Here is a 12,711-nt window from a genome sequence, read left to right on the forward strand (position 1 = left end):
CCCGGCATCTGCGGCGGATAGCCCTGCGGCGGCATGTAGCCCGGAGGCAGCGGCTGGGTCGCTCCCGGGTGCGGGGGCTGCGGCGGATTCTGCGGTGTTCCTGGCTGCTGCGGATTCATGACGGGGATGTTTTCAGGGTAAACAGACGAAATACCTCCCCTTTTCTTGGGGGGAGGCAGTCAAAAAATCAACTTTTCGGGGATTAGAAGCCCACGTCACTGCCAACGGTGAAGGTCACGTTGGACACCTTGGCAACGGCCAGCGCGTTGAGCACATCGATGACACGCTCATAGGTGGCCTGTTCCTCGGCCTGAATGGTTACGATCACCTTTGCATTACGGTTGTCGGCTTCCTGTTTGAGACGCTTGAGTGTATCTGTGAAATTAGGCAGCTTTTTGTCGGTGGGGCTGTCGAACTCTTCCTCATTGAGCGTTACCGCACCGGTTTCCTCAACCCCCACAATGATCTCATCCGGCAGTTCCTGTGGAGCATCCGCCGAGGGCGGCGCCAGACCTGGAAGCTGGCTCTTGAGTTCACGTTCCACCTTCACGGAACCGACCATGACCATGAAGAACAACATGATGACGAACACCACGTCAATCATGGGGGCAATCTGGAAACCAACCGCCAGCTGCTCCTGCTCGATTTCACGGTGCTTCTTTTTGTGTCCGAATTCTTCTGCCATGAGTTGAAAGTTATTCTTTGTTCAATGCTGAGAAGGAAATGTCATCAATGCCGGCCTGGGCGATCACTGTCATCACCCGCTGGATCTCGACGGCCGGAAGACGCTTGTCGCCACGAATCACGACTCTGTACTTGGGATTGCTCTCCTTGCGCGCCCGCAGCTTTTCCACCAGCGGCTCCACGATGTCATAGGTGGTGTTGTCCAAAATGATCGTCGCCTTGCCGTTGGTCCAACGCACGTTGAGTGCGGCCTCGTTCATCATGTTCTTCTCCTTCTTCTTGGCGTCGCCGGCGACCGGGAGCTGGATCTCCTTGTCGATCTGCAACACCTGCGCCGAGGTGATGCTCATGAAGAAAATGAGCAACACCAACAGCACGTCAATCATCGGAGCAATTTGGAACTCCGGTTCGCCATCACCACCACCGCCGCCGCCGCCCATAGTGTTAGAAGAAGGTTAAGGGTTGAGAATTGAGTAGATCAAGTACGTGACATTACGCGACAGGAGCCGCGTGAACGACTTCTTCACCACCGGCCACCCAGTTCGGAATGGCAGCGTAGAACTCTTCTTCACCGACGTGGGCGTCCTTGAGATGCTGGTAGGGCATCTTGCGGAACAGCGACATCACAATCTCCTGAAGGTCAGTCATACCGACCTGAAGGCGGTTGCGCAGAAAGTAGAAGAACATGAACGCCGGAACAGCGATGAACAAACCGGATGCCGTTGCGATAAGCACCTCACCGATAGCTCCAGAAAGCTTGGCGGGGTCCCCTGCTCCACTGGTCTTCAGAGTGGAGAACGCGCGCATCATCCCGGTCACGGTGCCGGTCAGACCGATCATCGGCGTGCAAACCCCGATAACCGACAGGTAGTTGATGCGCGTCTGCGTCGCGGAATTCGCCTTGTTGAGTTCGGTGAACAAAGCCGCTTCCGTTGCTTCGTGGCCGTCGCCCAGGAAACTGAGCGCTACCCGAGTGATGTTGCTAAATGGCGACGGGCTGCCTTTGCAAAACTGATAAGCTCCGACATAGTCGCCTGCACGAAACAGATCCTGCACCTGCGCCACCTGGGCCCGAGGAGCCAGCTTCTTGATGCCGGTGCGCATCCACAGGTCAACCGTGAGCCAGACCAGAGCGATCGAGCATGCGGTGATCGGATACATCACCCAACCACCTTCGATGAAGCGGTCGATCATGGATTCCGTATGCGGCGCCTCGGCGCCGCCCTCGGGAGCAGCCGGCTCCTGAGCGTAAACATTGAGTGAAGTGAGAACGCCAAACGCCAGCAGGACGCAAAGGAACGCGCGGGCGGGGCCGTTGGGGATGTATCGGGTCATGGTGGTGGCAGTGTTGGTTTGCATGGGTGGGGGAATCAGGCTTTGGGTTTGGAATCAGTGGTTGAAGCGGGCTCGCCTTCCTTGGGTGTGGCTTCGTCAGACTTGCCGGCTGCAGCAGCCTCGTCTTCAGCGACGTTCTTCATTCCGGCGATGGCCGCCTTTTCCTTGGTGGCGGTATCTGCGATGGGCGATCCTGGATAGGATTCGATGATGCGCGCGAGGAAGGTATTCGCGTCTTCGTAGCGCTTCATCTTGATCAAAGTCTTGGCAGCGTTGAGTTCCGCTTCCGGTACGCGCTGCATCTGGGTGCCGTAGAACACCGGAATGCGCAGATAGGCCAGCAAGGCCTTTTCCCATTCCTTTTTGCGCGAATAAACGTCCGCAATGATCGCCCACAAAGATGCCCCGATTGCCGAATCATCCGTCTCCTTCAAAATGCCCTGAGCCTCGGCAATGATGGATACATAATCCGAGGTCGTCTGGCGTTCGATGTCGAGTTGAATGATCCGCAGGCGCATTTTTTGCGCGTCCGTCAGTTTCAGTGCACGCAAGGCAGGGAGTGCTTTCACCACATCGTCGAACTTGCCCCCCTGATTCAGCGCCTCAATGTAGGCAAAGTAGATATCGACATACCAGTTCCCCTCGATGCCTTCGAAGTTTTCGAAGAAGTCGCGGCCTTTCTTCAGCACTGCAATCGCCTCATCGGTCTTGCCTTTGGCCAGCAGGTCGGAGGACTCGGTCAATTCGGCCGGATAGGGCCACTCCAGCGAGTCGATGTTCTTTTTGTCCAGAATGCTGGTGGCTTTGTTCTCACCGATTTGAATAGTGCGGACAATCTTGCCATCCTGAATCGAAAACTCCGAGGAGAAGACACGGTTGCCGTCCTTGAGCACAATGGCCTGCCCATGGGCGGAACCGGCGATGCAGATGGCGATCAACGAAAAAACAAAAGCGAACGTGCGCATGGAAGTCGTGAAGTGAGTTCGCATGATGTTACAGGGTGGCGAGGAGTTGCTGGGCTTCCTTCATTTCCGGCTGTTCCTGGAGATCCTTGCGAGCCACCATTTCCTGCAGGGTCTTCTTGGCCTCTTCGCGCTTGCCCAGGGCTATGAAAGATTTCCCGCAGAGGAGATAAGATTTGGCCATTTCATCCTTCCACTTCTGGTGGGCGATGAACACGCGCTGAAAGTAGGCGATGGCCGCCTCGTGTTTGTTCTGGGTGGCTTCGATTTCACCCAGCATCCTCAGGGCGTTGGCCGTGGCATGTCCACGCCACTCCTTCGTGTTGGCGATCTGCTCGAAGATCTTCTTCGCATCATCAAACTTCTTGAGTTTGGCCAGTGTTTTGGCCTCGCCCTGTGTAGCATCAAGCACTCTGGAACTGCCGGGGTAGTTGGTCAGCGCATCGCGGAACAGTTCGAGCGCCTTATCATAATCGCCCTTCTCGAATGCGATTTCCGCCAGACCGACCGGAGCTCCGTCAGAGTATTCGCTGTCCTTGAAGAAGTCTCGAAGGCGGATGTAGCAGGCGTTTGCCTTGTCCAGATCACCCTTTTTGCGGGCACTGTCACCCACGGTCGCCAGCAGCATCGGGCTCAGATCATCGGGTTTCGCAACTTCGATGATAATGTTGAAGAATTTCTCGGCCTTGTCCGGAATCTTCATCGTCTTGGCCAGCCATGTTTTCGCGAAGAGAATGCGCATCTGGGCGGTGCCATTCATTGCCGCCGGAGGCGGTGTCAGCGAATCCTCGAGTTCCTTCTCGACGTCTTCAAAAGTAAGGTCAGGCGGCGGTGCCGGAGCCGGTGCAGCGGCTCCATCGGCAGATTTTTCACCACTGGCCGGGGCGGGACTAGTCGCAGTCGTCGAAACGCGACGGCGTTTAGGGGCGCTGATGCTCACAAGCTGCTGAATCAAGCCTTCAACCTGCTGGTTTGCTGCATTGGCAATGCGAGTCTTGATGTGCTCAGAGAGCAATTTCTTCGCCTCGTCCACTTTGCCTTCCTTGATTTTGGAGCGGCTGATCCACAGGATGGCTTTGAGAGACAGATCATCGTTGTCCTTGTGGGTGTTGTAATACTTCTGCCACATCTCGGAGAGCTCCGTCCACTTGTTGGCACCCACATACAGGTCCGTGACCTGATCCATGGCGTAGTTGAGCACGTCATCCGTCTTGGCCTTGTCCACCGCGGCGGCAAAGTTGATCGTCGCATTCTCATAATCGGCCTTTTGATTGTAGATGTCACCGAGCAGCGCATGCACCTGACCGATGTTCTGGTCATTCGGCGCATCCTTGACGATGCTTAGCAGCTCCTCTTCGGCTTTCTTTTTGTCCCCCCCTTGGAAATCGATGAAAGCCATTCGGTAGCGCGCATCCACCACATACTGGCCCTTCGGGTTTTCCTTGATGTAGTTTTTGAGCGCCTTGGTCACGCTCTTGTAGTCGTTCTGATAGAAATAGCTCAACGCGATGCGATAGAGCGCATCGTCCTTGTAGGCTTCTTCATTCGGAAACTCCTGAATCAGCAGTTCGTAGGCGGTGCGAGCCTCGTCAAAGCGCTGCATCTCAAACAAAACACTGCCACGCAGGAAGCGCAGGCGTGGCTTGTCAGCTTTGGGGAAGGTCTCAGCTTTTGCAAACGCATCCACCGCCTCTTTGAGCTGCTTGTTTTGGTAGGCAAGCATGCCGTACATCTCGGAAACCTGCCCGATCTGCTCACTATCCGGGAAGTTGTCGATGAACTTCTGACACAGTTCACGCGCCTCTTTGATGCGCCGCAGGGCGGCATTAACCATGATGAGTCCAAACATGCATTTGTCGCGCTGCGGGAACTCCTTGAATTCATTGACGATGACTTCGAAAGCCAAAATGGCCTGCCAGAGCCGCGATGAATCACCAACCGTGCCGTCCTCTTTCGGAGCACCCATTTCGTAATAGCAGCGTCCCAGACGATAGTAGAGAGAAGCGTCATAGTCCGTGCGCTTCTCGATCTCGGCCATGATCTCTTGATTGGCCTTGAGCTTGGTTTCAAGCTCCTCCTTGCGCACCCCCTTGGCGGTCTTGAGTTGTCCCTCCAGCTTGGCCACCTGCTCCTTCTGAATGCGGGTGATTTCGCTCTTCTTGCGCACCAACTGGTAGGCGCCGAGCGCATCCTTGAAGGACTTCTTTTCCATCATCTCATCACCGAGCTTGAGATAGATGTTGTTCATCTGGGCGATGCTGTCACCGCCTGACGCGAAATTTCGGACCTTGTCCATCAGCGCACCGGCTTCATCAAGCTTTCCGCTGCTCACATAGATGTTGGCCGCCAGCATGGCCGCCTGAATTGATTCCGCACTGCGGATGCCGTCGGCGAGAACTGAATTGAGGATTTCAAGGGCCTTGTCCTTTTGATCCTTTTTGCTGAGAGCGTCAGCAATGATCAGACCGGCTTCGGCCTTCTTTTCAGGCGAGTTGCGTACAACATCCGTGAGCACTTCGACCCCCTTGTCCTCCTGCTTGCTGGCAATGTAGGAGCGGCCCAGCGCCATTCGCACATCGGTGATCATCGCGCCCTGAGGAAACTCCTTTACGTAGGCCTCCAGGGACTCGATCGCCTTTGGGTAGTCGTTCAAATTGTAGTGACACGCCCCCTCGACGAACATGATGCTCTCGAAGGGCTTGTTGTTCAGGTTCTTCTTGGCCTGATCAAGCTTGGCGAGCGCCTCCTGATACTTGGCTTCCGTAAACAGAGCGCTGGCGGCGTTGATGAGGGCCTCTGTTTCCTGCTGAATGTTCAGGGCCGCAGGAGCCGCTGGGGCGCCAGGTGCAGCGGGCGGCGCAGGAGCCTGGGCAAACACGGGCGTGACAGCGGCAAATGCCAAGGCGGCGCAAAAAATCGGTCTCATGTGTTGCAGGGTGCGTTCCACGTATGCCCAACCTACAAAAAGACCATGACATAACGCAAGCTTGGAATTGCGCGTTGTATCACGGTGCGGTGCGCAGGACGGCTGGGCTGCTTGGTGGGCTGGCATTTTTCAGGAAAGGAAATCGAGACTAGCAGGATGGTCATTTTTGTCACGGGAGAAAAATCAAAAGGACAATTTCTGCCCACGAAGGGCGGTGCGAATCCCCCCGGCGGGCTACATCAGCCATCCTTCACCTGCCGGCAGCACTCCCCGTTCGACATTCCGCAGTACTCATTCGAGAATCCGCGCGCATGTCCAACCCTGTTCTCGAAGTCACCGATCTCACCTTTCGCCGAGGGCGCCCCATCCTCAAAGGCATCACCTGGCGCGTCGATCCAGATCAGCACTGGTGCATTCTAGGCCCCAACGGCTGCGGCAAGACCTCGCTCATCAATCTCATCACCGGTTACGACAGCGCCACCAGCGGCACGCTTCAGATCGACGAAAGCGTGTTCGGTGATGACGACTGGCGGGAAGTCCGTCGCCGCGTCGGTCTGGTCACCAACACACTCACCACCTACCTTGAAAGCGGTGAGCCTGTGATCGATGTCATCGCCAGCGGCCGCGAGGCCAAGCTCAACCTCATTGAAGATCCCCTGCCCGCCGTGCGGCGTCAGGCCGCACAACTGCTCAAGCAAGTCGGCTGCGACTACCTGCGCCATGCCCTGTGGGGGCCTCTTTCCCAAGGCGAAAAGCAAAAGGTGCTCATCTGCCGCGCGCTGATGGCCAGATTTGAGGTTCTCATTCTCGACGAGCCCTGCGCGGGTCTCGATCCCGTCGCCCGCGAGCACTTCCTGCAGTGGATGCAAAGCCTTGCCAGCCAGCCTCATTCCCCCTCCCTCGTCATGGTCACACATCACGTCGAAGAGATCCTGCCCTGCATCACCCATGTGCTCATGCTGCGTGACGGCCTGGTGCATGCCGCCGGAGAGAAAGGTGTCACACTCAACAGCGCCAATCTCAGCGCTATCTATGGATCTCCCGTAAAGTTATCGCGCCACAGCGAGCGTTATTCGCTCCGCCTCGGCTGACATCCTTGCCAGAGCTTTATCCTTCGCGTCATGACCTCTCGAAACGGCATCCTCGCCGGCGGCAACTTCATCATCGACCACGTCAAGCTCATCGATGCCTGGCCGGAGCAGGACATGCTCGCGTTCATCAGCAGCGAGACCTCTTCCAACGGTGGTGGTCCTTACAACGTGCTCAAGGATCTTGCTGCCATGGGCGTCTCTTATCCGCTCGCCGCTGTCGGACTCGTCGGCAGGGACTCGAACGGTGACTGGATCCTCCGTGACTGCGAGTCGGCGGGCATCGACATCACGCAACTCCAGCAGACGGACGCCGCACCGACCAGCTACACCGACGCCATGACCGTGTCCGGCAGCGGACGCCGCACGTTTTTCCATCAACTCGGCACCAATGCGCTGCTTGGAGAGGCGCATTTTGATTTCAGCCGCACCGGGGCGAAAATCTTCCACCTCGGGTATTTGATGCTCCTCAGCGAGATGGACCGCCTGCTTCCCGATGGACGCACCGTCGCTAGTCGGGTGCTCGAGGGCGCGCAACGTGCCGGACTCATCACCACCCTCGATCTCGTCAGTTCGAGCAATCCCCAATTCCGCGAAATCACCGCCGCGTCCCTGCCCTACACGGATTATCTCATCGTAAATGAAATCGAAGCAGGCAATGCCACCGGGATCGACCTTAAAGGCTCGCCGCCAGACCTCGAAAAAATCCAGGCCGCCGCACGGCAGCTTCTCGACGCAGGTGTCCGACGTGAAGTGGTCATTCACTTCGAAGCTGGAGCTGTGGTCGTCGAGAAAGGCGGCTCGGTTCACCATCAGTCCTCGCTTCAGCTCCCGCCGAACTTCATCGCCGGAGCCACCGGATCCGGAGATGCCTTCGCGGCCGGCTACCTCCACGGCACGCATGAAGAATCGCCCATAGCCGAACGTCTGCGTCTCGCCGTCTGCACCGCCGCGATCTGCCTCACGCATCCCACACCATCCCAAGGCCTTCGCCCCGTGAATGAATGCCTCGAACTCGCAGCACAGTTCGGTTTTCGTCACTGATTCGCTTTCTCCTCGCGCATTCCGTGAGCGCATGCTAAACCGCGCGCATGTCCTCTCCACTCTTCAATCTCTCTGGCAAATCGGCACTCGTCACAGGCGGCAGCAAAGGTCTTGGCAAAGCAATGGCGCGCGGTTTCGCCGAAGCTGGCGCCGATGTCTTCATCTCCAGCCGCAACGCGGATGAACTCAAAGCCGCCGCTGCCGAAATTGGCGATGGCTTGAAGGTAAAAGTCGAATGGATGGTCGCCGACATGGCGGATCGTGCCGCCGTGAGAGCACTGGCGGTGGAAGCCGAAAAGCGTCTCGGAAAAATCGACATCCTCGTCAACAACGCCGGCATCAACAACCCGCAGGCCATCGATGAAATCACCGATGAAGTTTGGGACCGCAATGTCGAGGTCGATCTCACCGCCGTCATGTCTCTGACCCGCGCCGTCGTTCCCGGTATGAAGGCCCGCAAGTGGGGCCGCATCATTCACATCTCCTCCGTGCTCGGCGTCGGCGGCCGCTTGAAACGGAATGTCTATTGCGCGTGCAAAGCCGCACTCATCGGTCTTGCCCGCGCCAGTGCGCTCGATCTCGGACCTTACGGCATCACCGTGAACTGTCTCTGCCCCGGCCCTTTCCTCACCGACATGCCCGGCAAGCTGCTCAACGACGAGGAGAAGAAATACTTCGCCGATCGCACGGCGGTGAAACGCTGGGCCGCACCGCGTGAACTCGCCGGCCCGGCCCTCATGCTCGCCAGCGAAGCCGGCAGCTACATCACCGGCCAGGGAATCGTCGTCGATGGCGGCGCGGCGGTGAACGTGCTGTAGAAGCTCCGGCTCCTACTTCGCGTCCGCCTTCCCAAAGAACATCAGATGCTGCCACGGCAGCCCGTCGAACTCGCGCACGAGCTTGAAGCCGTTGGCGTTCATCTCCTTGTTGATCTGCGCCTTGCTCATCTTGTGTTCAGGCTTGATCGGCACGCTTTCATCCTCGGCGCGATACTCCGCCAGCACGAGCAGCCCGTCCGGCTTCAAGGCCGCACGCATGCCCGCGAGCATCTGCACGGGATGCGAGAACTCGTGATACACATCCACCATCAAAATCATGTCGCAGGTGTTCGGCGGCAGCTTTGGGTCGTGGTAGAGGCTGTTGATCGGCACGATGTTCGTTACGCCCTTGCTCTCCATGTTGGCCTTCAGCATCTGAATCATCTCGGGCTGTACATCGACCGCATAGACCTTGCCCGTGGCACCCACCATCTCGGCCAGCGGCAGCGTGTGGTAGCCGTTGCCGCAGCCCATGTCACACACGACCATGCCGGGTTTCACTCTCAGCTCCTTGCGCATCAGTGTGGTCGCTTCCTCGCGGTCGCGCACGCGGCGCATCAGCCACTCAGCGCCTTTCCAGTGCATCGTCATCGCGATCTGGCGCCCCATGTATTCCGTCAGCGCAGGAGGAGCGTCCTGAGCGGGCAGATGGAAGGCGGCAACGAGGAACAAACAGAGGAGCAGGCGCATGATGAGTTCAGTTAACGAAGGAATTGGCGCAAATGTAGCGATTTGAGCCGCCTAAAGACTTTTCCAGACTCGCGCTGGAAATCTCGGAGTGACTCCGTATCATCGCCGCCATGACTTGCCGTCCCTTCGCCCGCCTGCTGCTGCCCTTGATTGGAGCCGCAGGCATCGCCGTGCTTCCAGCCCAGGATGCGCCAGAGCGCACGCCGCAGAAGAACCCCATCCCTGAGGATGTCGTGGGCGACGAACATGTGCGTGAGGAGTTCGGCGTGAACCAGTTCACCACGCCCTCGATCCGCAAGCTCTTCGACATGCTCAACAACGTCGGCAAGCTGCGCTTTGACGACCTCAAACGCTCCTTCACCGACAAGACCCCCGCCGACCGAATCATCGTTGCCATGGGACTCGGCACGCTGATCGCCGACGGCTTCCTCATCGTGCAATGTGAGAAGGTCGAGGAGATGGAGTCCGTCGGCCGCGCCATGGTGAAGTATGGCAAGGCGCTCGGCGCCGGAACCCGTCTCGGCAAGCATCAGCAGAGCCTCTTTGAATACAGCCTCAAGGGCAACTGGCAGGACCTCCGTGTCGAGCTCGCCAAAACGCAGGCCGATGTCGAGGCCGAGATGGTCATGCTGCGGGACGTTGACATCGCGCACCTCATCAGCCTCGGCGGCTGGCTTCGCGCACTGGAGATCTCCACCCAGAGCATCAAAGACAACTACTCTGAGGAAAAGACCCGCCAGCTCACCCGCCGCGACATCGCCGAGTATTACCTGATGAGCCTCGACAGCCTGCACCCCAGCATCATGAAGAATCCGGCGCTGCAGGAGATCCGCAAGGGCCTGGAAGAATTGCTCCCGCTTCTCGACGTGCCCGAGGGCAAGGCCTTGAGTCTCGAGGAGGTGAAGAAGCTGCACGAAAAAGCCTCCACCCTCTCCCACATCATCACCGACAAGATGAACGGCTGAAGCCGCTTCAGCCTCGTAACACAGCTCATGGCCAACCTTACTCCGCAACAGCGTCAACTCGTCGAACAATGGGCCGCTGAAGGCGCGAACCTCAATCAGATTCAGGACCGCCTCCGCACCGAGTGCTCCGTCACGCTCACCTACATGGAGACGCGTCTCCTCATCATGGAGCTCGGCATCAAGATTCAGGACAAGCCGCGTGAAGCCCCGCCGCCCGAGGAAAAACCGGCACCGCCGCCTGAACCGGCCGTCGCAGACGAAGTCGTACCGGAAGAGGGCGCACCTGCTCCCGCGGAGTCGGTTCCCGGTGGCGAACTGAAAGTCACCGTCGATGAGATCCCGCCCGCAGGCGCCCTCATCAGCGGGAAGGCCACCTTCACCGACGGCACCACCGTCCAGTGGTTCATGGATCAGATGGGACGCTTCGGCATGCGCGGCCCCGCCCCCGGCTATCAGCCGCCTGCCGCCGACATCCCCGCCTTCCAGCGCGAACTCGACACCATCCTCCAGCTCCGCGGCTTCTGATCAGCCGCGACCGCTTGACGCTCTCCCATGCTCCTCATCATCGACAACTACGACTCCTTCACCTACAACCTCGTCCAGTACTTCGGCGAGATGGGAGCCGTCATGGAAATCCGCCGCAACAACCAGGTCACGCTCGAAGAAATCGAAAAGCTCAAGCCTGACCACATCTGCATTTCTCCCGGTCCCTGCACGCCGAAGGAAGCCGGCATCAGCTGTGCCGTGATCGAGCGCTTCGGCAAAACCACGCCGCTGCTCGGTGTCTGCCTTGGTCATCAGGCCATCGGCCACGTCTTCGGCGGCGAGGTCGTCCGCGCCGGACGCCTCATGCATGGCAAGACCTCGATGATCAACCATCGCGGAGAATCCGTCTTCAAAGACCTGCCACAGCCCTTCGAGGCCACGCGCTATCACTCGCTCCTCGTCAAACGCGCCACCTTGCCGGACTGCCTACAGATCACCGCCACCGCGAGTGATGACGAATCCGAGATCATGGGCCTCCGCCACAAGGAACTCCCCATCCACGGCGTCCAGTTCCATCCCGAATCCATCCTCACCCAGGACGGCAAGCACCTGCTGAAGAATTTTTTGGAGATGTGATTGGGAACGTGTCTTCCGAGTGCGCTTCCATTGTTTGTAGTCCCGGGTTCATCCGGTCTAGCACTCGCTCAGCTACTGTGATGTGCTTGAGTCTTCGCCGCCGATCTCGACAAAATCGGCTCCTATGGATTGGAGAACGCCAAACAACTCATTCAGCGCATCAAGCCCAGCACTTCCCATGTCGACGACAAGGTGCCAACAACCGTTCTCTTCCAGCGGCATACTCGCCTGATGAATGCGCCCGGCAAAATCAGAATCGGGTGATGTCATGACGTCGTCAGCATCCAACCACTTCTGAACCCATGCCTCGTAAGGCTCCCATCCGTTGATCCTACCTGTCAGACAGATTTCAAAGTTGTCCCAACGCAAAGGGTGAAGAAGCAGCTTTGCGCCTCCAGACAATTTCGCCTCGTGTGGTGTGAAGTGGAACACTTCGTCCTTCACTACACGACTGATTTTCGGTTTATTCGCCGATCCGCTGATGATGTCAGGTCTTGTCAGGCGAAACGGCAGCGGAGTTTCCGGACTGTTCGTTTCCACGAGAACTTCAGCGGCTGCCTCTGGTGATGTTTTGCGCATCTCAGCCAGGCATGACTCCAATGCGCGGACGTATGCATCTCTTTCCTTCTGAAAGAGCTCAGTCATGGTCATGATCGTCGCTGATGTGCTGCCCTCTTACCCCACCAACGGCAGCAGCTTCCCGAGCAGCTCGCTGATTTTCACACGCTCCTGCTCGCCGCTGTCGCGATGACGCAACGTGACGGTGTCCTGGAGTTCGGGGCCTTTTTCGCCGCAGGTTTCGAAGTCGATGGTGACGCCGAAGGGCGTGCCGACTTCGTCCTGGCGGGCGTAGCGGCGGCCGATGCTCGCGGTTTCGTCGTAGAAGCAGTTCAGGTGCTTCTTCAGCAGCGCATAGACCTCGCGCGCCTTGGCGACGAGCTCGGGCTTGTTCTTCAGCAGCGGGAAGACGCCGACTTTGATCGGGGCGACACGCGGATGCAGGCGCAGCACGGTGATGACTTCCTTCTTGCCCTTCTCATCGACCTTTTCGGTCTCGCTGAAGGCCTTGGCGATGAC

Annotated in this window: 14 protein-coding genes; 6 read left to right on the forward strand and 8 right to left on the reverse strand. The window is 58.1% G+C overall.

Annotation, left to right across the window (positions count from 1 at the left end):
* Window positions 1-202: 202 nt before the first annotated feature.
* From KDL09_RS00795 to KDL09_RS00815, 5 genes are read right to left on the reverse strand one after another with little or no spacing between them, the layout of a single operon-like run.
* Window positions 203-685, reverse strand: coding sequence for a biopolymer transporter ExbD (locus KDL09_RS00795; protein ID WP_294380332.1), 483 nt, complete (start codon window positions 683-685; stop codon window positions 203-205).
* Window positions 686-695: 10 nt separating this feature from the next.
* The gene (locus KDL09_RS00800; RefSeq protein WP_294380334.1) at window positions 696-1,124 is read right to left on the reverse strand and encodes a biopolymer transporter ExbD; all 429 of its coding nucleotides are present in this window, start codon (window positions 1,122-1,124) and stop codon (window positions 696-698) included.
* Between the two features lie 52 nt (window positions 1,125-1,176).
* Window positions 1,177-2,019, reverse strand: coding sequence for a MotA/TolQ/ExbB proton channel family protein (locus tag KDL09_RS00805; protein WP_294380335.1), 843 nt, complete (start codon window positions 2,017-2,019; stop codon window positions 1,177-1,179).
* A 35-nt stretch (window positions 2,020-2,054) separates the two neighbouring features.
* On the reverse strand, window positions 2,055-2,984 hold the full coding sequence (locus tag KDL09_RS00810; RefSeq protein WP_294380337.1) for a tetratricopeptide repeat protein: 930 nt from the start codon (window positions 2,982-2,984) through the stop codon (window positions 2,055-2,057).
* A 28-nt stretch (window positions 2,985-3,012) separates the two neighbouring features.
* A complete protein-coding gene (locus KDL09_RS00815; RefSeq protein WP_294380338.1) occupies window positions 3,013-5,907 on the reverse strand; it encodes a tetratricopeptide repeat protein in 2,895 nt (964 codons plus the stop codon).
* A gap of 311 nt (window positions 5,908-6,218) precedes the next feature.
* On the opposite strand from KDL09_RS00815, the gene KDL09_RS00820 reads away from it, so the two are divergent.
* Genes KDL09_RS00820 through KDL09_RS00830 form a run of 3 tightly spaced genes read left to right on the forward strand, consistent with a single transcriptional unit; the run spans window position 6,219 to window position 8,857 of the window.
* Window positions 6,219-6,998 carry an ATP-binding cassette domain-containing protein gene (locus KDL09_RS00820; RefSeq protein WP_294380340.1) on the forward strand — a complete coding sequence of 260 codons (780 nt, stop codon included), beginning with the start codon at window positions 6,219-6,221 and terminating at the stop codon, window positions 6,996-6,998.
* Window positions 6,999-7,028: 30 nt separating this feature from the next.
* On the forward strand, window positions 7,029-8,039 hold the full coding sequence (locus KDL09_RS00825) for a carbohydrate kinase family protein (protein ID WP_294380342.1): 1,011 nt from the start codon (window positions 7,029-7,031) through the stop codon (window positions 8,037-8,039).
* Between the two features lie 47 nt (window positions 8,040-8,086).
* Window positions 8,087-8,857 carry an SDR family oxidoreductase gene (locus KDL09_RS00830; protein ID WP_294380344.1) on the forward strand — a complete coding sequence of 257 codons (771 nt, stop codon included), beginning with the start codon at window positions 8,087-8,089 and terminating at the stop codon, window positions 8,855-8,857.
* Between the two features lie 12 nt (window positions 8,858-8,869).
* Here KDL09_RS00830 and KDL09_RS00835 read toward each other — a convergent pair whose 3' ends face one another.
* Window positions 8,870-9,547 carry a class I SAM-dependent methyltransferase gene (locus KDL09_RS00835; RefSeq protein WP_294380348.1) on the reverse strand — a complete coding sequence of 226 codons (678 nt, stop codon included), beginning with the start codon at window positions 9,545-9,547 and terminating at the stop codon, window positions 8,870-8,872.
* 110 nt (window positions 9,548-9,657) lie between these two features.
* Between KDL09_RS00835 and KDL09_RS00840 the strand changes: the two genes are divergently transcribed.
* The 3 genes from KDL09_RS00840 to KDL09_RS00850 are packed head-to-tail and all read left to right on the forward strand — an operon-like array spanning window position 9,658 to window position 11,634.
* Window positions 9,658-10,512, forward strand: a complete 855-nt coding sequence (locus KDL09_RS00840; protein WP_294380350.1) for a hypothetical protein — start codon at window positions 9,658-9,660, stop codon at window positions 10,510-10,512.
* Window positions 10,513-10,539: 27 nt separating this feature from the next.
* Window positions 10,540-11,037, forward strand: a complete 498-nt coding sequence (locus tag KDL09_RS00845; protein WP_294380351.1) for a hypothetical protein — start codon at window positions 10,540-10,542, stop codon at window positions 11,035-11,037.
* 27 nt (window positions 11,038-11,064) lie between these two features.
* Window positions 11,065-11,634: an aminodeoxychorismate/anthranilate synthase component II gene (locus KDL09_RS00850; protein WP_294380353.1), complete on the forward strand. Its 570-nt coding sequence runs from the start codon at window positions 11,065-11,067 to the stop codon at window positions 11,632-11,634.
* A gap of 72 nt (window positions 11,635-11,706) precedes the next feature.
* On the opposite strand, the gene KDL09_RS00855 is transcribed toward KDL09_RS00850, so the two are convergent.
* Window positions 11,707-12,279: a hypothetical protein gene (locus KDL09_RS00855; RefSeq protein WP_294380356.1), complete on the reverse strand. Its 573-nt coding sequence runs from the start codon at window positions 12,277-12,279 to the stop codon at window positions 11,707-11,709.
* A gap of 30 nt (window positions 12,280-12,309) precedes the next feature.
* Window positions 12,310-12,711 (reverse strand): His/Gly/Thr/Pro-type tRNA ligase C-terminal domain-containing protein (locus KDL09_RS00860; protein ID WP_294380359.1); only part of this gene is annotated, 402 nt, incomplete at its 5' end.

The sequence above is a fragment of the Prosthecobacter sp. genome (assembly GCF_020439865.1).
Classification (GTDB): Bacteria; Verrucomicrobiota; Verrucomicrobiia; order Verrucomicrobiales; family Verrucomicrobiaceae; genus Prosthecobacter.

Coding starts and splice junctions, on each gene's coding strand:
- KDL09_RS00815 (WP_294380338.1), bottom strand. CDS start 5,907: ATGAGACCGATTTTTTGCGCCGCCTTGGCATTTGCCGCTGTCACGCCC.
- KDL09_RS00840 (WP_294380350.1), top strand. CDS start 9,658: ATGACTTGCCGTCCCTTCGCCCGCCTGCTGCTGCCCTTGATTGGAGCC.
- KDL09_RS00830 (WP_294380344.1), top strand. CDS start 8,087: ATGTCCTCTCCACTCTTCAATCTCTCTGGCAAATCGGCACTCGTCACA.
- KDL09_RS00800 (WP_294380334.1), bottom strand. CDS start 1,124: ATGGGCGGCGGCGGCGGTGGTGGTGATGGCGAACCGGAGTTCCAAATT.
- KDL09_RS00850 (WP_294380353.1), top strand. CDS start 11,065: ATGCTCCTCATCATCGACAACTACGACTCCTTCACCTACAACCTCGTC.
- KDL09_RS00820 (WP_294380340.1), top strand. CDS start 6,219: ATGTCCAACCCTGTTCTCGAAGTCACCGATCTCACCTTTCGCCGAGGG.
- KDL09_RS00835 (WP_294380348.1), bottom strand. CDS start 9,547: ATGCGCCTGCTCCTCTGTTTGTTCCTCGTTGCCGCCTTCCATCTGCCC.
- KDL09_RS00795 (WP_294380332.1), bottom strand. CDS start 685: ATGGCAGAAGAATTCGGACACAAAAAGAAGCACCGTGAAATCGAGCAG.
- KDL09_RS00845 (WP_294380351.1), top strand. CDS start 10,540: ATGGCCAACCTTACTCCGCAACAGCGTCAACTCGTCGAACAATGGGCC.
- KDL09_RS00810 (WP_294380337.1), bottom strand. CDS start 2,984: ATGCGCACGTTCGCTTTTGTTTTTTCGTTGATCGCCATCTGCATCGCC.
- KDL09_RS00825 (WP_294380342.1), top strand. CDS start 7,029: ATGACCTCTCGAAACGGCATCCTCGCCGGCGGCAACTTCATCATCGAC.
- KDL09_RS00855 (WP_294380356.1), bottom strand. CDS start 12,279: ATGACTGAGCTCTTTCAGAAGGAAAGAGATGCATACGTCCGCGCATTG.
- KDL09_RS00805 (WP_294380335.1), bottom strand. CDS start 2,019: ATGACCCGATACATCCCCAACGGCCCCGCCCGCGCGTTCCTTTGCGTC.